The organism is Desulfonatronum thiodismutans, assembly GCF_000717475.1.
In the GTDB taxonomy this organism is placed as follows: domain Bacteria; phylum Desulfobacterota; class Desulfovibrionia; order Desulfovibrionales; family Desulfonatronaceae; genus Desulfonatronum; species Desulfonatronum thiodismutans.
Window position 1 is genome coordinate 325,039 of record NZ_JPIK01000004.1, and the last position, 24,958, is coordinate 349,996.

Genomic DNA, 24,958 nt, shown 5'->3' on the forward strand with positions numbered 1-24,958 from the left:
CTGTCCTCCTTGAGCAATTGGGAATTCAGAGCTGAGTCGTTTTTCCCAGGTTCACGGCACGGCGCGTGCCCTCAGCATCCCGCCCGACCACGTCCGTCACGCGAAATGGCTGAGCCAGTAATATCCTCCGGCCAGGACCATCGCCCCCAGCAGCAGGGCGTAGACTCTGCGCGAGCGCAGGGAAAGCAGAACCCCGACGGTTCCGATCATCCAGACCACCGGCCAGGTAATGGGCAACATCAGGACACGCCCGCGGAATTGCTGCAAGAGCACGTCGGTGAGCGGCAAGAGCAAGGCCATGACCACAATGAACGCCGCCAAGTTCACCACGACGGATTGCAACAGGGCCATTTTCGCTGGATTCACCGGGTAGATGGGTACATCCGCGCCTCCTCGCGTGGACTGAAGCATTTGCGTATACACGGCATTTTGCCTGCGACGCTGAAGCAGTTCGAGACGGCTGCCCAAAAGGGCCGTGGGCGCGCAGAGCAGCATGGCCATAAAGATCACCGGAGCCTGGGCGAGGTCGAAGATGTTCACCAGGGCCAAGGATGTCAGTAGGGCAAAGGGGCCGTGGGGAGGGATGTAGGTTCCGATGGGAAACAGGTCCAAGAAAAACAGCTCGAAAAACAGCGCCACGGGCAAGGCCGTCTCCCACTGGCCTGTTACGGCCGCCCAAAGCATGCCGATCACCAGGGGCCGATCCAGAAAACCGAGATTCAGGCCGAATCGGGCCAGGGAAAACAGGGCAAAAAAAAACACGCCAAGCCCGCCCAGGCCAGCGCGTCCATACTCATCCCCACCATGATGTCTTCACCTGCGTCGAATCGTTGGGAACACAGCGGAAATCTAAATGAATGCCCCGTTTGGCAAAGGCCTTTAGGCAGCCGATGTCCTCGCTGCTCAGGGCCACATGCGGACAGAGCTGTTGCTTGCCCGGTGAATAATGCAGATTGCCGATGTTCACCGTGGTCAACGCAAAACCGGCCTGCACCGCCCGTTGCACGTCGCCGCACGTAGCGAACAGCAGCAGCGTGTAGTCCCGCGGATGGATAATCCGACCGTGCTCATCCAGATGCATGGATATCCGATCAACCCCGACAAAGGAGAGCTCCACGCCGCTGGGCACGGCCAAGCGGATGATCTCCTGACGCATATCGTCACCAGCCAGTTCGTCGTTGACCACGAGGATGTTCCTGGCGCCCAGATACGGCACCCAGGCTTCGATGACCTGCCCGTGGACCAGACGATTGTCGATGCGCACCCAGTTCATGACCGCTCCGCCCTACTCCTTGGCCACCTTGCTGCGCAGAAGATCCCCGGCGACGACGATCCCCTGTGATCCGGCCGCCTTCGCCTCCTTGGCCAGTTCGGACAGGGACAGCTTGCGAGAACCGAGCACGCGCAACAGCATGGGCAGGTTCACGCCGGTAATCACTTCCAGTTGGTGCTCGCTTTTGTTCAACAACGACAGACTCAAATTGGTCGGTGTCCCGCCGAACATGTCCGTCAGAATGACCACTCCCGGACCGTGATCCGCGCTTTTGACGCTCTTTCTGATCTCCGCCAGAGATTTCTCCACTTCCTTGGTCACATCCACGCTCACGAAGTAGCAATCCTGTTGTGGGCCGAGAATCAGCTCCGCGGCCTTGAGCAGATAAGCTCCGTACTCCGTATGCGTGACCAACACGACTCCAATCACCGCATTCTCCCGAAAAAACTGAAATCCGGGTTCATCCCAGATTCAGGTGACGATGTTCAATGGTAACGGAAAATCCAGCGGCGGTCAGCGAGGTCAATACGGCTTGGGACACGGCCACCGAACGATGCCTCCCTCCGGTGCATCCCAGGGCCATGGTCAACCGATATCGGCCTTCCACCGCGTACAATGGCAGCAAATACCGTAAAAAATCCTCAAACCGACCGATGAAGTCCTTTCCTGGGTCGTCCCCCAGCACGTAGCGGGCAATGGACTCGTCCAAGCCAGACAGAGGACGCAAATCCGGATCAAAGTAGGGGTTGGGCAAAAACCGCAGATCAAAGACCAAATCCGCTTCCAGGGGAACACCGTACTTGAAGCCGAAGGAAATCAAATGAATGCGCATTCCTTCGCCGATTTCCTGATTCAGAGGCCATTTCTCCTGAAAAACCCTCCGCAGATCGTGGATCGAAAAGTCCGACGTATCCACCACCAAATCGGCGTGCTTGCGCAACCCCTCCAGCATGACCCGCTCCCGGAAAATGGCCTGGTCCAACCCCATGCCCTGGGCTTCCAAGGGATGAGGGCGGCGGGTGGTGGCGTAGCGCCGGATCAGCACTGCGTCCCGAGCTTCCAGAAAGACCAGCTTCGGGCGCATCCCGGCCTGGTCCATCCGCTCCACGAACTGCTCCCATTGCAGGGCGAAGTCAGATTGCCGCACATCCAGCCCCAAGGCCACCCCGGCGTACTGATCCAGCTTCATCTCATCGGACAGAGTCAGCAACTGTCCAGCCAGCCCGGCGGGCAGACCGTCCACGCAATAATACCCCAGATCCTCAAAGACATTCAGGACCGTACTTTTGCCTGCTCCGGATTGTCCGGCGATCATAACCAGACAGAGTTCGCAGGATTTTTGCGTTTGGTACGTGCTCATCGCGGTTTGTCTTTTAGTAGGGGCACGGCGCGCCGTGCCCCTACGGTGTGGACGGTTCAAATACCTTCACGCCGAGCTGAGGGCGTCCCAGAAAAGCTCCTTGTCCTGGGCCGTGAGGAAGGCGTGCCGAAAGGCCTCGTCCTTGAGCAGGCGGGTTATGGACGCTAGGATGCGCAGGTGCATCCCGGCGACCTGTTCCGGGGCCAGGACCATAAAAAAAATATGGCATGGCTTGCGATCCAGGGCGTCAAAATCCACGCCCTCGGCACTGCGCCCGACCACCAATACGATCCGTTCCAGCCCCTCCAGCTTGCCGTGGGGAATGGCCACTCCCTCGCCGATGCCCGTGCTCCCAAGACTTTCCCGGTCCTTGAGCACCCGAAAAGCCGCTTCGGCGTCCAGGCTCGGCTCCTTTTGGGCCAGCACGGCGACCAATTCCGCCAACACTTCCGCCTTGTTCCTGGCTTGCAATTCGGGGAGCAGCAAGTCCTTGCTCAAAAAATCCCTGAGGACCATCGATTAGATTCCCGGGTCGATCAGACCGAAGTCGCCGCTTTTCCGGCGGTAGATAACGTTGACGCGCTCGATGTCCGCATTAAAGAAAACCAGGAACTCGTTACCCAGGGCTTCCAATTGCATGGCCGCTTCGTCCACGGACATGGGTTTGGGCTCGAAATTATCGGTCTCCGTGATGGTCTGGGCTCGCTTGCCGGTCTCATCCTCGGTGAAGGTGATCACGTCCACCCGCGCGGACTGGCCCTTCTGGCCGCGACGATGGTCCTTGTTCTTCTCTTTGGTCTTGCGCACCTGGGCCTCAAGCTTGTCCAGGACCAGATCGATGGTGGAGTACATGTCCTCGCTTTCGGTGGTGGCGGAGAAATGCATGTCCTTACCTGTAAGGATCACCTCGGCCATATGCCGATACTTTTCCACGGAAAGGTTGACGGCCAGTTCACCCTGATCTTCAGGGCGCAGGTAGCGGTTGATCTTATTAAAGCGCTCGCGGGCGTAGCCCTTGAGGTGATTGGACGGCTCGAAATTCTTGAAAGTAAAAGTTATTTCCATGCGACACCTCCAAAGTAAAACGTTCTGGGTTGGTTTGAGGTTATTCGCTCCGTTGGGAGCATGTGGGATGGTTAAAAAATGGCCTTGCGCTTGGAAGACGACTCGATGTTCAACGCCATGCGATACTTGGCCACGGTCCGTCGGGCGATGTTCACGCCCAAGGACTTCTTTAACAGTTGTGAGATCAGTTCGTCGCTGAGCGGACGCTTGGGATCCTCTTCGGAAATCAGTTTCTTGATCTCCGCCTTGACGCTTTCCGATCCGGCTTCCGAGCCGTCGTCCATACCCAAGGCGCTGTTAAAGAAAAATTTCAATTCATATGTTCCGTGGGGGGTGCTCATGTATTTGCTCGTGGTGATCCGGCTGACCGTGGACTCGTGCATGTTGATGTCCAGGGCCACGTCCTTGAGAATCATCGGCTTCAGATGCGTCACCCCATGACGGAAAAAATCGATCTGGAACCGGACGATGCTTTCGGCGACCTTGAGCAGGGTCCGCTGGCGCTGGTACAGGCTTTTCATCAACCAATGGGCTGATCGGACCTTTTCCTGAATGTAGTCCTTGGCCCCCTTGTCGTGAACGGACAGCTCCTTGGCGTAGGCCTCGTTGATCATCAAGCCCGGTATCTCGTCTTCGTTCAGAACCACGATGAAATCGCCGCCGTGCTGGAGAATGTAAACATCCGGACTGGTGAACTGAGGGTCCTCGGAGCCAAAGCTCTTGCCGGGCATGGGATCCAGGCGCTGAATGCAGTCCAGGTAGTGTTTGATTTCCTCCATGGAGAGCTTGAACTTCTTGGCCAACGGCTTGTAGCGCCGTTTTTCCAGCTCTTCCAGATGGTCCTTGACCAGGGAAACCAGAATCGGGTCGTCCAGACCCAGTTCGTCCATCTGGATCAGCAGGCACTCCCTCAGGTTTCTGGCGCAGATCCCCACGGGGTCCAGACGTTGCATGATCCGCAGGATCCGCTCCGCCTCCTCCGTCTCGCAGCCGGCCATGGCGGCGATGTCCTCGATTGATTCGCAAAGATACCCCACGGCATCCAGGTTGCCAAGGATCACCTCGCTGACGGCAAGTTCCCGCGCCGATAGGGCCGAAAGCCGCAACTGCCACGAAAGATGACCGATCAACGTGGACTTGCCGGCCAGCCGGGCCTCGAAACTCATGCCCTCTTCCGGGACTTCCCAGTCCCGACCCTGGATCTGTCGACTGATGCTGGAAAATTCCCCCAGGTAGTCCTGCCACTCCGAATCGTGAAGCTGCCGAGGCTCCTCGACGTTTACGGACTGAAACCGATCCTCGGCGGGGTCCTTCTTCGGAGTCTCCGTAGCCTCGTCTATGCTTTCCGGCACGATCTCCAATACAGGATTTTCCAGCAATTCCTGCTGGATGCTTTCCACCAACTCCAGTCTGGAAAGCTGAAGCAGCTTGATGGCTTGTTGCAGTTGGGGGGTCATCACCAACTGCTGCGTCAACTTCAGTTGCTGGCGCAGTTCAAGAGCCATGTCGCGTTCTCGCCTCCATAATCGGACTGAACGGTTGGAAAGCCATTCCAGGTTGTTGAGCAATCATAAGCAAAAGTCCTCACCGAGATAGACCTTCCGAGCGATGGAGTCAGCCACGATGGCCTCCGGCGACCCTTCAAAAATGGCCCGTCCTTCGAAGACAATGGACGCCCTGTCGCAAATCTTCAGCGTTTCACGGACGTTGTGATCCGAAATCAACACCCCGATCCCCCGCTCCTTGAGGGACATGACAATCTCCTGGATGTCGTCCACGGCCAGGGGGTCGATGCCCGCGAAGGGTTCGTCCAGCAGCATGAATTTCGGATTGCGGATCAGGGCTCGGGCGATTTCCAGGCGGCGGCGCTCCCCGCCGGAAAGAAACATGGCCTTCTGATCGGCCAGCTTGGCGATGCCCAGTTCCTCCAGCAGGGCCTCGGCCTTTCTGCGCTGCATGACCGGGGTGAAGTCCGTGTACTCCAGAATGATCTGCAAATTCTGCATCACGGTCAGCTTTTTGAAGACTGAACTCTCCTGGGGCAGGTAGCTCAGCCCCAACCGGGCCCGCTCATGCAGCGGCCAAGTGGTGATTCGCCTTCCGTCCAGATCCACCACCCCGCTGGTGGGCTTGATCACCCCGACCAGCATGTAGAACGTGGTGGTCTTCCCGGCTCCGTTGGGACCTAAAAGGCCAACGATCTCCCCCTGCTCGACCCGAATGGAAATATCCCGGACCACCTCTTTCTGGCCGAAGCTTTTGCGCAGACTCTTGCCGGAGAGAAGGGCCTTCACCGTGCCCCCTGCTCGCGAGGCAAAAGAAACATTCCTTCCACTCGACGATCTGTGCGTCCCTGCACATCCACCTCTCTTTCTTCAACATTGAGCGTAATCACGTTGCCTTCCAATCGGGTCCCGCCTTCTTCCACCCGGGCGTTGCCCTCCAGGCGCAGGACGCCCTGGTCCACCCAATAGGTGGCCATGTCGCCGTGACCGACACGGTCTTCGTGCTTCAAAAAAACCTGGCCAAAGGCGATCATTTGTTCAATGTCCACTTGAGCTTCCATATCCTGTTCCGGAACCATGCCCTCGGGCCGGGCTTCCCGGGGAAGGGTTCGCAAAAGCACTACCAGCCGTTCCGAGCGGAGCTGAAAATTCGGTCTGTCCACCCGCACGTCCCCGATAAACTCGATCTGATGGTCGCGATGGGAGTAGCGCAACCGCTCGGCCGTGATCCGCGTCGGGATGGCCTCATCTTCCGCGGAAGAACTCCAGCCGGGAAGCAGAAACAGCGTAACCAAGACGACCAGAAACGGAACCCTCAAAAGCCGGGGCAATGAAAACCGAGTTTCCATCTACAAACCGTGTCCGAAACTGTCTTTGGCGATGATCACTTCCACTCCGCCCTCGGCGTTGACCACCCAGGTGTTCAGGTCCACGTCACCCCGCTGCGAGCGGAGTTGCAGCCCCTGGCGATCCAGGAGGATGTCCCCGTGCAAAAATATGGTTTCATCAATTTGGACGAAAACAGCCTCGTCGGAATTGAGATAGGTCGGACCATGTTCCATATGCACTCCGGACCAAAGCCGGATGTCGCTGGTGGCCTGATCCACCTCCCCCAAGGGGGCGCTGACGATCACGGGAATGTCCCGACCATCCAGGCTTTTTACAATATTCGGGGAGTTGAGCAGCACCATCTGCTGGCCTTGGTCGTACGACGCGGACAGAGCCCGCAGGGTCCAAAGGGTTCGCCCCTCCTGGCCCAAGCGCATTTCTACGCCGCTCATGCTCACGTCCGTTTCCGCGTCGCCGACGATGTGACCGACGGTACGCCGCTCCTCGGGTGCACCAGCGGAAAAGAAATACAAACCAAGCACGAACAGGATCAACACCCCGGCGATAACCTTCCGACGCACGCCTCCTCCCCTGTTTTGAATCGATAAAAAATTGAGAGTACAATCTTTGCAAGAGAAAATCGAGTACCGGTTTTCATCCCCGTCCGCCCCAAGCCACATGCGGATAGAAACTCCGGCACGACAACGAACAACGGCTATAGACGGCACTTGTCATGTGGTCAAACCGAAACCCGTCAACGACTTGCAACAAGCATGTCCTGGATGCCCGCGTTCGCGAGCATGACGGGATTTACGAAACGTAGTATTCCAGGCCATTCTCGCAAACCCGTGAGTCCAGCCGGGAATCCAGCCTTGACCCCTCCGCTCACCCGGACCTATGCTCACTGGATGAATGATTCTGAAACGCGGGACTCAGAGGTAAACACCGTGCAGACCGACCAAGCCACCCGGCTGAACAAGGCCCTGGCCCGGGCCGGGCTCTGTTCCCGCCGGGCCGCGGACGACCTGATTCTGAGCGGGGCGGTCATGGTCAACGAAATCGTGGCCGACTCGCCGGGCATCCGCATCAATCCTGCCGTGGATCGAATTCATGTCCACGGACGGGAAGTCCCTCTTGGCCATATCCGGTCCTCCGACCACCTCTATCTGGCCCTGCACAAACCTCCGGGCGTCGTGACCACGGCCCATGATCCCCAAGGCAGGAAGACCGTCCTGGACCTGCTCCCACCAAACATCCGAGGTCGCCGTCCTTTTCCCGTGGGCCGGCTGGATCTGCTCTCCGAAGGCCTGCTTCTGTTGACCACGGACGGAGAACTGGCTCTGCGCATGACGCATCCCCGCTGGGAACACCCAAAAATCTATCATGTCCGCGTTCGTGGCCGGGTCACCTCGGAAAAGCTGTCGACCATGCTCGGCGGGATGCGTCTGGCCGAGGGGGACCAACTCGCGCCGGTTCGGGCACGGGTCATCGGGGACCGCTCACCCCGAGCACAGGACCATGCCGTTACTCTGGAGATGACCCTCCGCCAGGGCGTCAACCGCCAGATCCGCAGGATGTGCCGCGACTTGCGACTGCACATCATCCGCCTGCGGCGCATCTCCCAGGGGCCGATCCACTTGGGCGATCTGCCTCCCGGCGCGAGTCGGCCACTGACCAGCCGGGAACTCAAAGCCCTGCGTGCATCTCTGGACCTTCCCCACGACATCCCCCTTGCCGAGGAGCCCGCATGATCCATCTTTTCTTCTGTCCGCAAATGACCGAAATGGCCCTGCGCATCCACACGGCCCACCCCGACCGAATCACCCTGGGCCGGATCGACTGGTCCTATTTCCGGGACGGCTTTCCCAACCTGCGCATCGAGAACGCCCCGGGCTTGCGTAACCGCGACGTGGCCTTCCTGAGCACCCTGACCACGCCCGGCGAGATGTTCGCCCAACTGGCCGTGCTCTTTGAGCTGCCCCGCTACGCGGTGCGCTCCTTCAAGTTGATCCTGCCCTATTTTCCCACCGGAACCATGGAACGGATTGAAGAGGAAGGGCAGATCGCCACGGCGGCCACCCTGGCCCGCCTGCTCTCGGACATCCCTCTGACCATGTCCGGCCCGGCTCAGATTGTAATCTACGACATCCACGCCTTGCAGGAGCGTTTTTACTTCTCGGACAGCGTGATCCCCCGTCTGGAAACGGCGATCCCCCTGCTCAAGGAGCGGGTGCGCGACGAGTCCGATCTGTCCGTCGCCTTTCCGGACGAAGGCGCCTGGAAGCGGTTCGGCCGCCTGTTTCCGGAATTTCCGCAAATCGTCTGTCTCAAGGCCCGCCGGGGCGACCGGCGCGGAGTGCTGATCAAGGAGGGAGACCCGCGGGACCGGCACGTGCTCATCGTGGACGACCTGATCATGTCCGGCGGAACTCTCATCGAATGCAAGAACCTCCTGCTGGAAAAAGGAGCAGCCCGGGTCAGCGCCTTCGCCACCCACGGCGTTTTTCCCAACAATTGCTGGCACCGCCTGGAGGATGAAAATTTCGAGACGATCTGGATCACGGATTCCTGCCCGGAACAAGCCGAGGCCGTTCACAGCAGGCCGCCGTTCCAGGTCATTTCCCTGGCCCCGGATATTGCCAGAATCGTCCTTGAACCGTTATGAGCCTCGAAACGCTGAAACGTGCCAACCTGAACCGTTTACCCCCAAATCCAAGGAGCCCCCGATGATTCCCAGTGATCTGCTCTATATGGCGTCCCACGAATGGGTCCGCGTCACCGACCAGGAAGCCCTGGTCGGCATCACGGATTTCGCCCAATGCCAGCTTGGCGACATTACGTTCATTGAGTTGCCTTCCGTGGGCGACGCCGTGGCGCAAGGCCGGGAAATGGGCAGCATCGAGTCGGTCAAGGCGGCCAGCGAGTTGAACAGCCCGGTTTCCGGGACCGTCATCGAAGTAAATGCCGAGTTGGATGGCGCACCGGAAAAAATCAACCAGGATCCCTATGGCGCGGGCTGGATGATCCGGGTGCGGCTCAGCGAGCCTCCCCAGGGCCTGCTATCCCCCGAGGAATACAAAGCCATTGCCGAGTGCGGCGACGAATAGAGCGAACCATGCCCTACATTCCCCACACCCCGGACGAACAGCACCGCATGCTGGACGTTATCGGCGTCGCCGGCATGGACGACCTGTTCGCGGAGATCCCCGAGGCCCTGCGTCCCAAAAGTTTCAACCTGCCCGAAGGCCTCGGCGAGCATGAGGTCATGCGGCATCTGGAAACCCTGGCGAACAAAAACAACACCCGGCTGGTGGGTTTTCTGGGCGCGGGCTTTTACGACCACGCCATTCCCGCGGCCGTGGACTTTCTGACCTCCCGCGGCGAGTTCGCCACGGCCTACACCCCCTACCAGCCTGAGGCGTCCCAAGGGTCGCTCCAGGCCATTTTCGAGTACCAGACCGCGGTCTGCCGCCTCCTGGACATGGAGTACGCCAATGCCTCGGTCTACGACGGAGGGACCGCCCTGTACGAGGCCATGATGATGGCCGTGCGCCATACCAAACGCCGCAAGATCGTGGTGGACGAGTGCGTCAACCCCATCTATCGCCGGATGCTGGACTGCTACACCTCAAACCTGCATCTGGATATGACCGTGGTCGCCCACCGGGAAGGCGGCTCGGACTTGAAAGCCTTGTCCGCGGCAGTGGATACCGATACCGCGGCGATCATCGTCCAGAACCCGAATTTCTTTGGCGTCCTTGAGGACTTCTCCGGTCTGTTCGCCCATGCCCGGTCCCAGGGCGCCCTGAACATCATCTCCGTCTACCCTTTGATGCAGGCCATTCTGAAGACGCCCGGGGCCATGGGCGCGGACATCGCCACGGCCGAAGGCCAGAGCCTGGGCCTGCCCCTGAGCTTCGGCGGCCCCTATCTGGGCATGATGGCCTGCACCAAGGCCCTGATCCGCCAGATGCCCGGCCGGATTGTCGGGCGGACCACCGACTCCCAGGGCCGAACCGGCTACGTCCTGACCCTCCAGGCCCGGGAACAGCACATCCGCCGCCAAAAAGCCACCTCCAATATCTGCTCCAACCAGGCCCTCTGCGCCCTGCGCGCCATCACCTACCTCTGCTTGATGGGTCCCCAAGGGCTGGCCAACACCGCCATGCACTGCTCCGAACTGGCCCACTACGCGGCCAGACGCCTGCTCAAGCTCCCCGGAGCCAAGCTGCTCAGCCAACGCCCGTTCGCCAACGAGTTCGCCCTAGTCCTGCCCAGGCCCGCCTATCACGTCATGGACCGCCTGACCCGGCGCGGCTTTTTGCCCGGCTTTCCCCTGGGCCGCTACTACCCGGGCCTGGAGAACGTCCTGCTCATCGCCTGCACGGAAAAGAACACCCGCGAAGACATCGGCATCCTCAAGGAACTGCTGGGAGGCGCGCTATGAAGACCATATTCGAACAATCCGTATCCGGGCGCCCCGGCGTCGGGCTGCGGGAGCTGAAGAAGGACTTAACCGGCTTGATCCCTCAGGAGCTGGCCCGGGACGGCCTGCCCTGTTTGCCTCAGGTGGGCGAGCTGGACGTGGTCCGCCATTTCACGCGGCTTTCCCGGCTCAATTTCGGGGTGGACAGCCACTTTTATCCCCTGGGCTCCTGCACCATGAAGTACAACCCCAAGTTCATGGAGCAGGCCGCGGCCCTGCCGGGCTTCAGCCGCCTGCATCCGCTGGTGCCCCAGTTCCGGGGGGCGGGCCATTTCGCCCAGGGCGCATTGGAAGTGATCTTCGAGACCGAACAGCTGCTCTGCGAAATCACGGGCATGGCCGGATTCACGGTCCACCCCATGGCCGGGTCCCACGGCGAACTGGCCGGAGCGATGATCATCGCCGCCTACCACAAGGACAAGGGCCGCAAACGGACCAAGGTCATCGTGCCGGACTCGGCCCACGGCACCAACCCGGCCTCCGCGGCCATTGCCGGCTTTGACGTGATCAGCCTGGAATCCAGGGACGGGATCGTCGATCCCCAGGCCCTGGAAGCCGTGCTCAGCGAGGACGTGGCCGCGGTGATGATGACCTGCCCCAACACCCTGGGCCTGTTCGAACGGCATCTGCCCCGAATCGTGGAACTGGTTCGTTCCGTGGACGCCCTGCTCTACTACGACGGCGCGAACCTGAACGCCATTCTGGGCAAGATGCGCGTGGGCGACGCGGGTTTCGACGTGGTTCACCTGAACCTGCACAAGACCTTCGGCACCCCGCACGGCGGCGGCGGCCCCGGTTCCGGTCCGGTGGGCGTGTGCGAGCGGCTGGTGGATTTTCTGCCGATTTCCCGGGTGGTCAAGCTGGAAGACGGCCAGTTCTTCCTGGACTACGACTACCCCAAGTCCATCGGCTACGTAGCCCCGTTCTACGGCAACTTCGGCGTCTACCTGAAGGCCTACGCCTACATTCTGCGTCTAGGGAGGGAGGGACTGATCCGGGTTTCGGAAAACGCGGTCCTCGCGGCCAACTACCTGCGCAAGCGCCTCGAAGAGCATCTGGAAATCCCGCACAATCGGATCTGCATGCATGAATTCGTGGCCTCGGCCGTGCGCCAGGCGGCCAAGGGCGTCCGGGCCTTGGACATTGCCAAGGCCCTGCTGGACAAGGGCTACCACGCCCCCACGGTCTACTTCCCGCTGATCGTCAAGGAAGCCCTGATGTTCGAACCCACGGAAACCGAATCCCTGGACACTCTGGATCAGTTCGTGGACGACCTGATCGCTATCCTGGAACAGGCCGACCAGGACCCCGCAGCCGTCCAAGCCGCGCCCCGGCAAACCCCGGTCAGCCGCCTGGACGAGGTCAAGGCCGCCCGCAACCTGGAACTGACGGACCACTGCGGGCTTTGATCGAGGCAAAACGGCATCTCCGCTAGCCGTCATGGGGTGAACCGGGCCGACCGCACGACGGTCGGCCCCGCCAACCGCCTACAGCGGCCAGACCCAAAGCAGCATAGGCAGCGCCACTGCAACGACCAGGATGTCCGTGGGCAGGCCCATGCGCCAATAGTCCCCGAAGTGGAACCCCCCCGGTCCCAGGATCAACGTATTGTTCTGGTGGCCGATGGGCGTCAGGAAGGCGCAGGACGCGCCGATGGCCACGGCCATCAGAAAGGAGTCCGGGTTGACTCCCAACAGGGACGCGGTGCTCAGCGCGATGGGGCACATCACCGCGGCGGTGGCCGCGTTGTTCATGAAGTCGGTCATGAGCATGGTCGCCACCAGAATCACCGCCAAGCCGAGCACGGCGTGGCCCTGGGCCACCGTGTCCAGAAGAAACCGAGCGATCAGATCCGCGGCTCCGGTGGAAGCCATGGCCCCGGCCACCGGCAGCATGGCCCCCAGGAGAACGATCACGGGCCAATCCACGGCCTGGTAAACCGAGCGCAACGAGACGACCCTCAAGGCCATCATCGCCAGCACCCCGGCGGCAAAGGCCACGGCCACCGGAACCAATCCCAGGGCCGTGGCGGCCACCGCGCTGATCATGATCAAGGACGCTTTCATGGCCTGGCCTTTCGCCGGAACCCGCACGTCCCGCACCGCCAAAGGCACGCAGCCGAACTCCGAGGCGAAACCGGACAGCGCTTCCGGCGAACCTTGCAGCAACAACACGTCTCCGGCCTGGATCGGCGTTGAACGCAGCCGTTTGATGGACCGGTGTCCTTGACGGGAAATGGCCAACAGATTGATTCCGAAACGGGTTCGCAGTTCCAGGTCCCTGGCCGAGCGGCCGATCAGGATCGCGCTGGGCATGGCCACCATTTCCTGGACGATGATCTCGCTGGACCTGACCTTCCCTTCTTCCCCTTGTTCGCCTTTTTCCTCCGTCCCTTTCTCCCGCTTCATCGTGTCGGCTGAATGGTCGTCCTTCCCGCCTTGCTCCGACTCCTGCTTTTTGCTTGGTGAAGGCGGTACGCTTTCTTCCAGTTTCAATCCCAACCCGGACAGCACGGAAGCCAAAGACTTGGGTTCGGCCTGAATCATCAAAATATCGCCGTCCCGCAAGATCCGTCCCGGATACGGCGCGGACAGCCGGAACCCGCTCCGGACCAGGCCCACGATCACGGCATCGGCCTCGTCCAGGGTTCGTTCCACCTCCCGCAACCGCTTTCCAACGGCCTTGCTGTCCTCGGTGATCCGCACTTCCGTGGTGTAGACTGCGGTGTCGAAATCATCCATGTCCGACTGCCTGCGCCCGGGGACCAAGCGCCAGCCCACCAGGGAAATGAAGGCCAAGCCCGCGACGGTTACGGCAAGCCCCACCGGGGTGAAGTCGAACATGCCGAAACCGCCCAATCCCGCCTCGGCCCGAAACCCGGAGACGATCAAATTCGGCGGGGTGCCGATCAGGGTGATGGTCCCGCCCAGGATCGAGCCGAAGGCCAAAGGCATCAAGACCTTGCCCGGAGTCAGCCCCAACTTGCCCGACACCTTGACCGCCACAGGCATCAACAAAGCCATGGCCCCAACATTGTTCATGAATCCGGAAAGCAAAGCTCCGAGCCCGGTCAGGGAAGCAATGCTTCTCGTCGGTCCGGCGGCGGACGGCAGGACCCGTCGGGCCAATTCGTCCACGGCTCCGGAAACCTGCAGGCCGTGACTGAGCACGAGAACGCAGACCACGGTGATCACGGCCGGATGGCCGAACCCCGAAAACGCCTCAGATCCGGGTATCAGTCCAGTGAAGACGCAGGCCAGCAACGCCCCGGCGGCCACCATGTCGTGCCGCCATTTGCCCCAAATGAACATGCCCATGGCGGCCACGAGAACGGCGATGATCGTAAGTTGGTCCAGTGTCATGGTGTCCAGCTCGCCTTGTTGACGATAAAGGGGATGACGTTCATAAAAAAAGCCCGACCCTCGACGCGAAACGCGACGCATGAAGATCGGGCGACATGCCGGCAAGATAAACCGGTGAAAAGGTCACGGAAAATCTAGCTGAGTGTTGAAAAAGTCCTTATCCGGCAGTTCGTTCAAAACCCCCAAGTGCAAGGAGCAAAAAAAGTTCAAGGTCGAAACGTATTTATTCATACGTGAGAGTTTGAACTTTTTGCAGCAACGCAGCAATTGGGAGTTTTTCAACGGACTGCTAGGGTCACGTTCCGGCGAGCTTAGCCTCCACGGAGCGAACCTTGGAACCAATGGCGTCTTTCCTGCCCCGCCGACAATCCAGGCGCAGATAGACCAGAATCCGGTCGCAGTCCGTCGCCAAGTCCGCCTGGCAACGCCCCACCACGTCCACCACCTGATCCCAGTGGCCTTCGATCACCGTGCTCATGGGCCCGAACGTATAGGCCAATCCGCTTTGCTGGATAATGGCTACGGCTCGGGCCACGTAGGGTGCCAGACTGTCGCCCTTGTCCATGGGAAAAATGGATAACTCAGCCAAAACGTTCATCGCGTCATGTTCACCCATATCACTCAGCCTCCTTGCTCACCCTTTCCAGGAACAGCCATGCGCACGGACAACATCCCCTGGTCCAGGTTCGCGCTCCAGTCCCATCCCAAGGCGGAGGTCAGCTCACGCAGTTCCTGGACATGCCGGATTTCACCCGCCAAGCCGCGGAGATCGGCCTTCGAGGTCGTGGTCATCCGGACCGCCAGCCCGCCGTCGGGCAAGGGCCCGAATTCCAAAGTCAGCTTCAGGGTCAAGTCCGGTGTTCCCTGAACGTTGCTGCTTCCCAAAATGGACATCAGGGCCGACAAAGGCTCTTCCAGGCACCAGGTCAAGGCCAGGGGAACGGTCTGAATATGAGGGGGCGGGGGATCAGTGGAGAGAGTCGCGGCGACGTTGTGCTTGAACAACAGATCGCCCTGCCAGAACTGGAGCAGCCAGGAACCGAAATGCGCGGGGTTGATGAGCTGTCGAGTCGGGTTGACGTAGGTGTCCCGCCAGGAAAGGGTGTCGAGTTGTGATTTCAACTCCTGGGCCACGCGCTCCAGACGCGTGCACTTCTCCAGCAAGTTCGGACGCAACGCGTCAAGCCCCTCCTTGTTCAGGGAATTGCGCAACAACTCCGTCTGCATGGTCAAGGCGTGCACCGGGTTGTTCAGGTTGTGCACGATCCCGTTGAGCATCTCTCCGGTCATGACCCGACAACGCTCGGCGGCCACTTCCAGCAAGGAGTCGGTCAGTTCCATTGTTTACTCTCCCGGATGCGCTCCCGTTGCTGTTGAAAGACGTACCGGACTATGGCCTCCCGGTCCTGCTCGCGAATGGAGGTAAAGTCCACGGCCCAGGCCGAATTGCCGGACTGGTCGTCCCGGCGATGAATCCTGCCCATGGCTCCGGCCGTCTGCAACGGGAACTGACTCAGAAAGAGCACCAGTTCCAACCGGTCGTCCATGGCAAATTCCCGGTCCGCAGTGAAAATCAGCCCCGCGCCGCTGATTTCCACGATGTTCACGGCCACGGGGAACGTGCTTTCCAGGTGCTCCCGATTGGCCAGACTGAGCAGCATATCCAGTTTGGAATTGATGGTTTCCAAAAAATCCAGCAAGGCCTCGGGCATGTTCGCGCCCTTGGGCCGCAACGCCACGCTCTGGGCAGCGTCGCAGCCGAAACATCCCTGATAGACGGCATTTTCTTCTCCCGGCGCGAGAAGACGCAACCGACCCGGAAAATAAGTCTCCACCCTGGAATAGGTCCGCTTTTGCTCGCTCATGCTCCCTCCGTGATCGCCTCCCAAATCCCGTTCTCGGTTTCCAGGACCATGGCCTTCACCGGACACAGACTGGTGCACAGGCCGCAGGCCGAACATTTTTCACGCAAAAACAGGACTTCCCGGCTGTTCAGGTCCACGCGCAGGGCCTTGGTCGGGCACAGCGCCGTACACAGACCGCAGTGGACGCAGGAATCCTCCACTCGGCGAATCTTCTGCGCCACCGGGGTGATGGCCACCCCATGCTCCTTAAGATACCGCAGCCCCTCGCGACATTTCTTCCGATCCCCGATGATCTCCAGGGTCATCTGACCTTCCTGCTTTGGAGAAATGCGGGCTTTGAGGATATTAAAAGTCAAACCGTAAACCCGGGCCAGATTGCAAACCACAGGCTGGTTGGACACGTCGGGAGGAAAGGTCAGGTAGATGGTTTCCTTGGTTTCGGACATGTTTTTTTTGGGGGTTAGTGGTTAATGGTTCACGGTTTCACATCCCGGCAGAAGACTCCCCTACAGCTTGGAACGCCGCGAAGAGTATTCACATCTGGAGATTTCAGGTCTCAGGTCTCAGCCCTCTGACTCCTGACTTCTGACTTCTGCCCCCTACCGCCCCCGCTGCTCATCCAGCAAACTCTTCCCCCGGGCAGCCTCGGGCTGATCCGGAAACCGGTTGACCAGATCTTCCAGAACCAGCACTCCGGCCCTGTCCTTGCCCAGCCGGAAAAAGGACGCTCCCTGCTTGAGCATGGAGGCCGCGTACTTGTTGCTCTGGGGATGCTTGCTGATCACGTCCTGGTAGGCCAGTACGGCTTGGCCGTAATCTTCCATCTGGAAAAAACTTTCACCCTGCCAGAACAGAGCGTTGGACAGCAGAGGATGCTGCGGAAAGGTCGTGGCGAATTCCTGCCACATCCGCTGGGCCTGGGCGTAGTTGCGGTCATGGAAGGCCTGCAGGGCCAAATCGTACAAGGCTTGGGCCGGATCGTCCGCGGTGGATGGGACCATCGGCGGTTGCGGGCGGTCCGGCATCAAGGCGTCCGGATCGACCATGACCAGTTGATCCGGGCCATCCGGCGAGTCCGGCCGCCCAGCGACCGGGGCGTCCGGCCGCGGTCCCAAATCCAGCGCCAACTGACTGGCGATCATGGTCACGGAACGGTCCAGGTAGGCCACCTGACGGCCCAGATCAGCGATATGCCCACCGCCTTCTCCAGGACGATCCCCCTGAAGCATGCGCTGCAACTCTTCCATCTGGCCCTGCATGGTGGCGGTCTGGATGCGCAGGGCTTCGACCTCTGCCCACAGGTTGGCCTGGGTGGCGCGCATTGGGGTGCTCACCCCTTCCATTTCCGTCAGCAACCTGGTCAGTTCCTGATCCAGGGCGGCCAACTGGCCCTGCAACCGGCGCTGCTGCTGCTCCTGGTCCCAGACCCGGGCGGACAGGGTGTCCATCTCGCTCCTGGACGCCATGCAGGAGGCCATGAGCAGGCTGATCAGTACGATAATCAAACGGTATTTCATTGTTCCCTCCGGACTCGTTTACGGCCCCAGATCAAATAAGCCAGTCCGCCCAGAACGGGCAGGAACACGCTGGCGGCAATCCAGACCATTTTTTCCTGAGGCGTGGCGAATTCCGAATGAAACGAATGCCAGATGGCCCATAGGTTGGGCAGGATAGGCAGGGTCAGAAGCCCCAGGATCAAGACAAGCTGTGATGTCGGCAGATCAAACATGAGTGATTCCTTGGAGTTTGCGGGTCAATTGTCGTCCTTGGAGACCAGACCGTAGCGTCGGGTGCGATAGACCGAGACCAGGAGCAGGACCGAGCCGATGCTGATGGCGATATCCGCCACGTTGAACGCCGGCCAATGGTACTGGCCGATGTAAAAGTCCAAAAAGTCGACCACCTCGCCCAGGCGGATCCGATCGATCAGATTGCCTAGGGCTCCACCCAGAATCAGGCCCAAAGCCGTGAACAAAACGGTATCCTCCCTGGGCACGGTGCGGAGCAGGTGCAGGATCAGGACCACGGCCAGGGCGGTCACGCCCAGAAAGAAATACGGCCGCCACGAGGCGTCCAGATCGCTCAGGAAGCCGAAGGCCGCACCCTTGTTCAGGACGTGCACCAGATTGAAAAAACCGGGAATCACGGTCTTGGACGCCCACAAAGGCAACGAAGACGCCACCCAGAGCTTGGTAACCTGGTCCAGGACCAGCACCACCAGGGCCAGGGTCAAAACAAGACGATACCGGGGCGCCATTACCGACCCTCCAAAGCATCCTGGCAGCGCGGACAAACACCGTCGCCGCCCTCCGTGCCATCCGCGACAAGCTCTTCACTGTAGACCCAGCACCGAGGGCATTTCGCTCCCGGAGCCGGAGCCACGGCGATACGCAATCCGTCGACTTCTTCGCTGACGAAAAAATCGGCGGTTTGGCTTTCCACCGCCTCGCTTTCCGGACGGACCTCCACCTTGGAGACGATGAAGACTTCCCTGAGCATCGGGGCCATGGGCCGGAGCACGTCCAGCAGGTCGTCATGGACGTACAGGGTCACCTCCGTATCCAGGGAATGCCCTACGACACCGGACTTGCGTACCGGTTCGATGGCCTTGGTGGTCTCGGCCCGGACCCGGATCACGGTTTCCCAGGCTTGGCGGGCCTCTTCGGCCATAGACTCGCCAGAAGACTCACCAGAAGATTGTACGGGCGCACCCGATGCAGCCGACATATCCGGGCCTTGAAAGCGCAAGCCGAAGACGCTGGGAGACGTCCCGCGGACGTCCTCGGGCAGGTGTTGATAGACTTCCTCCGCGGTAAAACTCAGAACTGGAGCCATATCCGTAAGCAGCATCTCCAGAGCACGCCAAAGCACGGTCTGGGCCGAACGCCTGGCCAGGCCGTCAGGAGCCGAGACATACAGGCGGTCCTTGACGATATCCAGGTAAAAGGCGCTCAGGTCCGTGACGCACATATTGTGCAAAGTGTGGAAGACCTTGTGAAACTCGTAGCGTTCGTAGGCTTCGGCGATTTTTGCATGCCGCCGGGTGAACAGATCCAGCGCGAACCGATCCAGGGGCAGGAGCCGGTCCGCGTCCACTGCGTGCTCCGTGGGCCGGAAGTCGGAAAGGTTGCCCAGCAGGAACCGGCAGGTGTTGCGGATGCGGCGATAGGCGTCCACCAGGCGGTTCAAGGTTTCCGTGGAGATGCGCACGTCGTCCTGATAGTCCTCGGAGGCCACCCAGAGCCGCAGGATTTCCGCGCCGTATTGCTTGATGATCTCCTGGGGAGCGATGACGTTGCCCACGGATTTGGACATTTTGCGGCCATTGGCGTCCACCACGTAGCCATGCGTCAAAACCGCTTTGTAGGGTGCCGCGCCCCGTGTGCCCACGGAGGCCAGCAGCGAGCTGTGGAACCAGCCGCGATGCTGGTCCGATCCTTCCAGATATAGGTCCGCCGGGAACGTGCATTCCGGGCGCTGTTCCAGAACAGCGGCGAAACTGGTTCCGGAATCGAACCAGACGTCCAGGATATCGTCCTCCTTTTCCCAGGAGGTCGAAGCGCAGTCCGGGCAGGCCAAGCCGTCCGGGACCACCTGGTCCAGGGAAGCTTCGAACCAATAGTCCGCTCCCCGTTCATGTCCCGCGAAGCGGTCCACCACGGAAACGACCCAGTCCGGTTCCGTATAGGTATGGCCGCACTCCTTGCAGATCAGGGCCACGATGGGCACGCCCCAGTTGCGCTGCCGGGAGATGCACCAGTCCGGGCGGTTGGCGATCATGCTGTGGATCCGTTCCCGGCCCCAGGCCGGAATCCAGCGTACCTTCTCGTCGATTTCATGCAGGGCCTTGCCGCGCAGATCATCGGCCTGCATGGAAATGAACCACTGCATGGTGGCCCGGAAAATCACCGGCTTGCGGCAGCGCCAGCAATGCGGGTAGGAGTGGGAGATTTTCTCCTGGGCCAGCAATCTGCCGTTTTGCTCCAGGATTTCGATCACCTTGGGATTGGCCTTGAAGACGTTCAGTCCGCCCACCAACTCGGTCTGAGGATAGAAACAACCTCGGTCGTCCAGAGGAGAAAGGGTCTCCAGACCGTAGCGCAATCCGGTTTCATAGTCGTCCCGGCCATGACCGGGGGCCGTATGCACGCAGCCGGTACCGGCCTCCAAGGTCACGTAATTGGCCAGAACCACGGGTGAAGGGCGATCGTAAAACGGATGCGCGGCCAGCAGCCCCTCCAGGTGTTGCCCGGGCACGCTGGCCAGCACCTGGACGTCGGCCCAACCGAAGACTTCCTTCAACCTGGGAACCAGTTCCTCGGCCAGGATGAACCGCGCATCTCCTTCAGCCATTTTGACTTGAACCAGGGCATATGAAAACTCCGGATGCACGGCCACGGCCATGTTGTCCGGAATGGTCCACGGAGTGGTGGTCCAGATCACGATGGACGTCACAGCCTCGCCCTGCCCCGGAAACACTTCGGCCAGCTTGGGGTCGTTCACCGGAAAGGCCACGTAAATGGATGGGGAACCATGCTCCCCGTACTCCACTTCGGCCTCGGCCAGGGCTGTTTCGCAGGAGCAGCACCAATGCACCGGCTTCTTGTTCCGGACCACCGCGCCCTTGGCCATGAACTTGGCCAGTTCCCTGGCCGTGGCCGCCTCATAAGCCGGCTTCATGGTCAGATACGGGTCGTCCCAGGTGCCCAGCACGCCCAGACGCTTGAATTCCTCGCGCTGGATGTCCAGATACTTGGTGGCGTACTCCCGGCACCGGGCTCGGATTTCCAGAGTGGAAACGGGCTTCTGCTTCAGCTTGAACTCCTGCTCCACCTTGAGTTCGATGGGCAGCCCGTGACAGTCCCAACCGGGCACGTATTCGGCGCGCAGCCCCTGCATGTTTCGGGACTTGACAATGATGTCCTTGAGCACTTTGTTCAGGGCCGTGCCCAGGTGAATATGGCCGTTGGCATACGGCGGGCCGTCGTGGAGAACGTAGGTTCGCGCCCCGGCATTGGGGGCGATCATGGCCTCGTAGGCGTTGATTTTTTCCCAAAAGGCCAACATTTTTGGTTCATTCTGACTCAGATTGGCCCGCATGGGAAAGGACGTTTGCGGCAGGTTCAAAGTTTTTTTGTAATCGGTCATGGGATGCCTTTAGTGGACGAAAAACGTGATGAGAAAAATAGGTTCGCAACCAACAAAAATATCTGAAGTATGCCGCCCCGGAAGTCAAGGCGGCCCAAAGGAAAACTCTGGGCCAAACCAACGCGAGCGGATTTTTTTCTTAAAAAAACATAAACCGATTGACATTCGTCCGGAGCATCAGTAAATATCATTTTCTTTGGCGCGGGGTGGAGCAGTATGGCAGCTCGTCGGGCTCATAACCCGAAGGTCGCAGGTTCAAATCCTGCCCCCGCTACCAGCAAATTCAAGGGGTTACGATGAAAATCGTAACCCTTTTTTTGTTGTCTGATTTCCATTCCAACCATTATTCCAACCTCCACGGCCAAAATCAGGATTTCCCACTGGCAACAACCCGGCATGATCCGCCGCCGATCCGATACGGTTTCAATGGCCGGTTTCGTCTTCCCTGGAAAACCTTCAAAAGTTCAGGCCATGGACGGCAAGATCATCATCGCCCTGATCCACGGCGGGTTCACGGTGAAGACGTTGAAGAAGCGGGACGGGAAGGCTTTTCTGGCCCCGGCCAATGCCGCCTACCCGGTGATTGAGGTGACGCCGGAAATGGAATGCGAGGTCTGGGGCGTTGTGGTGAGCGTGATCAGGGAGTTGGAGCATTAATTCCGGCCTTGCTACGCAATCCCTCATACAACCCGGCGTGATCCAATAAGATGTCTCTCAGCCCATGCCGAACTTTTTCTGACTCCAGGGCCTGTTTGCTCATTACCGTGTGCGCTTCCAGGGCGTCCATGATGGCGTTGAGTATTTCGCTGGCCAGGTCCGGTGAGTTGGCAAACTGTTCCTTCGTATTGTTGGATGCTTGCTCTGCCAGAATTTCTGATTCCAGAAGTTTTCCTTTAATGACGTTGTTCACGTAGATGAGCTTGTCGTCTTCCGTCAGCTCTCCTTCAAACAGTTCGTTTACCTTGGAAATGATCTCGGCCAGTAAGGCTTTCTGTTTTTCCCTGACCTCCCCGCTTCCTGTGTCCGTCATGGGCTTTAATTTGCCTGTAGCTCCAGGGCCTATCGGCATGTCCCGATTGCCCTTGTTCTTGAGTTGGTGATGAGTGAGCACTACTGCTGACAGGTCGATCACGTCGCGCTCACGCCCAAATTCCAGCAGAGGGAGAAGCCGCCGATAGAAGATGGCCCGCTTCTCGATGTCTGTATTCTCGTAGTTGAATATCTGGGACAAGAAGGAATAGACTCGCTTGAAGGCCCCCATATTATGTTTGAATAATTCCAAGGCTTTCTTCTCTTCCTGAGCCTCTTTTTCGGCTTTGGCGTTCTTGGTGGCTTTCGCCTCCTTTATGGCCTTTTGGAGTTCTTTGTATCGTCGGAGCAAGCGGCCAGCCACGGGGGCAAGGGCAGCAGTAAGCTCCTTTTGGCTAGACTTTGGGTTCAACTCCACGTTGACCACCCGGTCTACCTCTTTGTCGTCGTAGAAGCCCTGGGCGTCGAGTTTGGCCCGGATATCAAAGACAAGGTTCGGGTCAGTCACCCCGTCCAGTTCCGCAGTCTCGTAGTAGACCTTGAATGCTGCTAGAATTTCATCCGGATCGTTTACGAAGTCGAGTATGTACGTGGTGTCTTTCCCTGGAAAACAGCGGTTGAGGCGGGAGAGGGTTTGTACGGCCTGGATACCGGCAAGGCGCTTGTCCACATACATGCCGCAAAGTAAGGGCTGGTCAAAGCCGGTCTGGAATTTGTTGGCTACGAGAAGCAGATGGAACTCATCGGTCCCAAAGGCTTCCCTGATATGCCGACCGCTCAAAGTCGGGTTCAGTATCTTGCTCGTCTCAGTGAATCCGTCCGGCCCCAGTTCCTCGTCCTTCACCTCACCGGAGAAGGCCACAAGTGTCTGCATCTTGTAACCTTGTTCCTTGATGTACTTTTGGGTGGCAAGCTGCCAGCGCACCACCTCCGCACGACTGGCGGTGACTACCATAGCCTTGGCATTGCCGCCGAGCAAAGGCGCGACGTTTTCGCGGAAATGTTCGACAACGATCTTGACCTTCTGGCTGATGTTGTAGGGGTGGAGTCTGACCCAGTGCATGATGCCCCGCATGGCCTCACTGCGTTCAACCTCAGTCTCGTCAATTTCCTTGCCTTCGCAGGCGAGACGGAAAGCCAGATTGTAGGTGGTGTAGTTCTTGAGCACGTCGAGGATAAACTCTTCCTCGATGGCTTGACGCATGCTGTAGACGTGGAAAGGCTGCGGAGCATTGTCTGCTGAGGCAGGCCGGGAAGGATCGGGACGTCGCCCGAACAACTCCAGGGTTTTGGCCTTGGGTGTCGCCGTGAAGGCCACATAGGTGATGCCGTCCTCCCGAGCACGTGCGGCCATTTGAGCGGCCAGCAGGTCTTCCACACTGATTTCCCCACCATCCTCCAGTTCCTTCAGTTCTTCGGCGGTCAGCACCTGTTTGAGTTTGGCTGCTGCCTCGCCAGTCTGGGAACTGTGGGCCTCGTCGGCGATGACTGCAAACGTCTTGCCCTGAGTTGCCGCCAGTTCCTGCACGGCCTTGATAGCGAAGGGGAAGGTCTGGATGGTGCAAACCAAAATTTTCTTACCGTCTGATAACGCCTGGGCCAGTTCGCTGCTTTTGCTTTGATGTTCTCCTGAGATGGTGGCCACAACGCCGGTGGTCCGCTCGAAGTTGAAGATGGCATCCTGAAGCTGGGCATCCAGAACCGTCCGGTCACTGACCACAATAACCGAATCGAATATCTTCTTGTGGTCGGCGTCATGGAGGTCTGCCAGGAAATGGGCGGACCATGCAATGGCGTTGGTCTTCCCCGATCCCGCTGAGTTCTGGACCAAGTATTTCTTCCCTGGGCCTTCCTCCAGTACGGTGCGGATAAGTTTCCGTGTGACGTAGAGTTGGTGGTACCTGGGGAAGATGATTTTCTCGATACGCTTTTTGGAATCCCGCATGGCCACAATATATCGGCCTAGAATTTCCAGCCAGCTTTCCCGCTCCCAGACTTCCTCCCACAGGTAAGAGGTGGCATGACCTTCTGGGTTGATCGGGTTTCCCGCCGCATTGTTATCCCCTCGGTCAAAGGGCAGGAAGGTCGTAGATGCTCCCTCAAGCTTGGTGGCCATACGGACCAAAGAGTTGCTCACGGCGAAGTGAACCAGGGCTCCACGGGGGAAATCAAGAAGAGGTTCCGCCGCGCCTTGTCCCTTCGGCCTGGGTTGTCGGTCAAAGCGGTACTGATCAACAGCATCATGGACCGACTGTGTGAAGTCTGTTTTGATCTCCACCGTTGCCACAGGGATGCCGTTCAGGAACAGCACGAGGTCCAGGCAGTTCTCATTGTGGACGGAGTAGCGTACCTGCCGCACTACCCTGAGCCGGTTGGTCTCGTACTTGACCTGAAGGTCCGGGTTCATGGCCAGGGCGGGCTTGAATTGGGCAAGGCTCAGGGGTTGGCGAAGGCCCAGAAGTTCAACTCCAAAACGGATGACATCAAGGGTTCCTCGGTCGTCCAACTGTTTGCGGATGCGGTCCAGCAGGACGGC

At 59.5% G+C, this 24,958-nt stretch carries 26 protein-coding genes and 1 tRNA gene; 7 read left to right on the forward strand and 20 right to left on the reverse strand.

Annotated features, from left to right (window positions below; all coding sequences use genetic code 11):
* Nucleotides 1-96: 96 nt before the first annotated feature.
* The 10 genes from GY33_RS0102100 to lptC form a co-directional block, all read right to left on the reverse strand.
* A complete protein-coding gene (locus tag GY33_RS0102100) occupies nucleotides 97-762 on the reverse strand; it encodes a PTS sugar transporter subunit IIC (RefSeq protein ID WP_051822199.1) in 666 nt (221 codons plus the stop codon).
* Between the two features lie 31 nt (nucleotides 763-793).
* Nucleotides 794-1,273, reverse strand: a complete 480-nt coding sequence (locus GY33_RS0102105; protein ID WP_031385746.1) for a PTS sugar transporter subunit IIB — start codon at nucleotides 1,271-1,273, stop codon at nucleotides 794-796.
* A gap of 12 nt (nucleotides 1,274-1,285) precedes the next feature.
* Nucleotides 1,286-1,702, reverse strand: coding sequence for a PTS sugar transporter subunit IIA (locus tag GY33_RS0102110; RefSeq protein WP_031385747.1), 417 nt, complete (start codon nucleotides 1,700-1,702; stop codon nucleotides 1,286-1,288).
* 31 nt (nucleotides 1,703-1,733) lie between these two features.
* Nucleotides 1,734-2,633 carry an RNase adapter RapZ gene (gene rapZ, locus GY33_RS0102115; RefSeq protein ID WP_051822201.1) on the reverse strand — a complete coding sequence of 300 codons (900 nt, stop codon included), beginning with the start codon at nucleotides 2,631-2,633 and terminating at the stop codon, nucleotides 1,734-1,736.
* Nucleotides 2,634-2,699: 66 nt separating this feature from the next.
* Nucleotides 2,700-3,149 carry a PTS sugar transporter subunit IIA gene (locus tag GY33_RS0102120; protein ID WP_031385749.1) on the reverse strand — a complete coding sequence of 150 codons (450 nt, stop codon included), beginning with the start codon at nucleotides 3,147-3,149 and terminating at the stop codon, nucleotides 2,700-2,702.
* Between the two features lie 3 nt (nucleotides 3,150-3,152).
* Nucleotides 3,153-3,698, reverse strand: a complete 546-nt coding sequence (gene hpf, locus GY33_RS0102125) for a ribosome hibernation-promoting factor, HPF/YfiA family (protein ID WP_031385750.1) — start codon at nucleotides 3,696-3,698, stop codon at nucleotides 3,153-3,155.
* Nucleotides 3,699-3,769: 71 nt separating this feature from the next.
* Entirely contained in the window at nucleotides 3,770-5,203 is a 1,434-nt protein-coding gene (rpoN, locus tag GY33_RS0102130) for an RNA polymerase factor sigma-54 (protein ID WP_031385751.1), read from the reverse strand.
* 63 nt (nucleotides 5,204-5,266) lie between these two features.
* A complete protein-coding gene (gene lptB / locus GY33_RS0102135) occupies nucleotides 5,267-5,992 on the reverse strand; it encodes an LPS export ABC transporter ATP-binding protein (protein ID WP_031385752.1) in 726 nt (241 codons plus the stop codon).
* A complete protein-coding gene (locus GY33_RS0102140; RefSeq protein ID WP_031385753.1) occupies nucleotides 5,989-6,552 on the reverse strand; it encodes an LptA/OstA family protein in 564 nt (187 codons plus the stop codon). The genes lptB and GY33_RS0102140 overlap by 4 nt, the downstream gene beginning before the upstream one ends.
* Entirely contained in the window at nucleotides 6,553-7,113 is a 561-nt protein-coding gene (lptC, locus tag GY33_RS0102145; protein ID WP_152555032.1) for an LPS export ABC transporter periplasmic protein LptC, read from the reverse strand.
* Nucleotides 7,114-7,479: 366 nt separating this feature from the next.
* Here lptC and GY33_RS0102150 point away from each other — a divergent pair, with 366 nt between their 5' ends.
* From GY33_RS0102150 to gcvPB, 5 genes are all read left to right on the forward strand, one after another.
* A complete protein-coding gene (locus GY33_RS0102150) occupies nucleotides 7,480-8,283 on the forward strand; it encodes a pseudouridine synthase (protein WP_031385755.1) in 804 nt (267 codons plus the stop codon).
* Nucleotides 8,280-9,197 (forward strand): phosphoribosyltransferase family protein, encoded by a 918-nt coding sequence (locus GY33_RS0102155; RefSeq protein WP_031385756.1) that lies wholly within the window; start codon nucleotides 8,280-8,282, stop codon nucleotides 9,195-9,197. The genes GY33_RS0102150 and GY33_RS0102155 overlap by 4 nt, the downstream gene beginning before the upstream one ends.
* Before the next feature lie 61 nt (nucleotides 9,198-9,258).
* A complete protein-coding gene (gcvH, locus tag GY33_RS0102160) occupies nucleotides 9,259-9,639 on the forward strand; it encodes a glycine cleavage system protein GcvH (RefSeq protein WP_031385757.1) in 381 nt (126 codons plus the stop codon).
* An 8-nt stretch (nucleotides 9,640-9,647) separates the two neighbouring features.
* Entirely contained in the window at nucleotides 9,648-10,979 is a 1,332-nt protein-coding gene (gcvPA, locus tag GY33_RS0102165; RefSeq protein WP_031385758.1) for an aminomethyl-transferring glycine dehydrogenase subunit GcvPA, read from the forward strand.
* Nucleotides 10,976-12,427 carry an aminomethyl-transferring glycine dehydrogenase subunit GcvPB gene (gene gcvPB, locus GY33_RS0102170; protein WP_031385759.1) on the forward strand — a complete coding sequence of 484 codons (1,452 nt, stop codon included), beginning with the start codon at nucleotides 10,976-10,978 and terminating at the stop codon, nucleotides 12,425-12,427. Before gcvPA ends, gcvPB begins: the two co-directional genes overlap by 4 nt.
* Nucleotides 12,428-12,505: 78 nt before the next feature.
* Here the strand turns inward: gcvPB and GY33_RS0102175 are convergent, their stop codons facing one another.
* The 9 genes from GY33_RS0102175 to ileS form a co-directional block, all read right to left on the reverse strand.
* Nucleotides 12,506-14,380 carry an SLC13 family permease gene (locus GY33_RS0102175; RefSeq protein WP_031385760.1) on the reverse strand — a complete coding sequence of 625 codons (1,875 nt, stop codon included), beginning with the start codon at nucleotides 14,378-14,380 and terminating at the stop codon, nucleotides 12,506-12,508.
* A 295-nt stretch (nucleotides 14,381-14,675) separates the two neighbouring features.
* Nucleotides 14,676-14,996, reverse strand: a complete 321-nt coding sequence (locus GY33_RS0102185) for an MTH1187 family thiamine-binding protein (RefSeq protein WP_326923837.1) — start codon at nucleotides 14,994-14,996, stop codon at nucleotides 14,676-14,678.
* 5 nt (nucleotides 14,997-15,001) lie between these two features.
* Nucleotides 15,002-15,721 (reverse strand): ATP-binding protein, encoded by a 720-nt coding sequence (locus tag GY33_RS0102190; protein WP_031385762.1) that lies wholly within the window; start codon nucleotides 15,719-15,721, stop codon nucleotides 15,002-15,004.
* Nucleotides 15,712-16,245, reverse strand: coding sequence for a PilZ domain-containing protein (locus GY33_RS0102195; protein ID WP_031385763.1), 534 nt, complete (start codon nucleotides 16,243-16,245; stop codon nucleotides 15,712-15,714). The genes GY33_RS0102190 and GY33_RS0102195 overlap by 10 nt, the downstream gene beginning before the upstream one ends.
* On the reverse strand, nucleotides 16,242-16,691 hold the full coding sequence (locus GY33_RS0102200; RefSeq protein ID WP_031385764.1) for an NIL domain-containing protein: 450 nt from the start codon (nucleotides 16,689-16,691) through the stop codon (nucleotides 16,242-16,244). Before GY33_RS0102200 ends, GY33_RS0102195 begins: the two co-directional genes overlap by 4 nt.
* 153 nt (nucleotides 16,692-16,844) lie before the next feature.
* Entirely contained in the window at nucleotides 16,845-17,762 is a 918-nt protein-coding gene (gene ybgF / locus GY33_RS19570; protein WP_051822202.1) for a tol-pal system protein YbgF, read from the reverse strand.
* A complete protein-coding gene (locus tag GY33_RS0102210; protein ID WP_031385766.1) occupies nucleotides 17,759-17,974 on the reverse strand; it encodes a PLD nuclease N-terminal domain-containing protein in 216 nt (71 codons plus the stop codon). The genes ybgF and GY33_RS0102210 overlap by 4 nt, the downstream gene beginning before the upstream one ends.
* A gap of 24 nt (nucleotides 17,975-17,998) precedes the next feature.
* Nucleotides 17,999-18,502, reverse strand: a complete 504-nt coding sequence (gene lspA, locus GY33_RS0102215; protein ID WP_031385767.1) for a signal peptidase II — start codon at nucleotides 18,500-18,502, stop codon at nucleotides 17,999-18,001.
* Entirely contained in the window at nucleotides 18,502-21,393 is a 2,892-nt protein-coding gene (gene ileS, locus GY33_RS0102220; protein ID WP_031385768.1) for an isoleucine--tRNA ligase, read from the reverse strand. The genes lspA and ileS overlap by 1 nt, the downstream gene beginning before the upstream one ends.
* Nucleotides 21,394-21,593: 200 nt before the next feature.
* Here ileS and GY33_RS0102225 point away from each other — a divergent pair.
* Together GY33_RS0102225 and GY33_RS0102230 are read left to right on the forward strand one after the other, a co-directional pair.
* Nucleotides 21,594-21,670, forward strand: a tRNA-Met gene (locus tag GY33_RS0102225).
* A 149-nt stretch (nucleotides 21,671-21,819) separates the two neighbouring features.
* Nucleotides 21,820-22,050, forward strand: a complete 231-nt coding sequence (locus GY33_RS0102230) for a LexA family protein (protein WP_152555033.1) — start codon at nucleotides 21,820-21,822, stop codon at nucleotides 22,048-22,050.
* Here GY33_RS0102230 and GY33_RS0102235 read toward each other — a convergent pair.
* On the reverse strand, nucleotides 22,031-24,829 hold the full coding sequence (locus GY33_RS0102235) for a type I restriction endonuclease subunit R (protein ID WP_235185435.1): 2,799 nt from the start codon (nucleotides 24,827-24,829) through the stop codon (nucleotides 22,031-22,033). The genes GY33_RS0102230 and GY33_RS0102235 overlap by 20 nt on opposite strands.
* Nucleotides 24,830-24,958 lie beyond the last annotated feature (129 nt).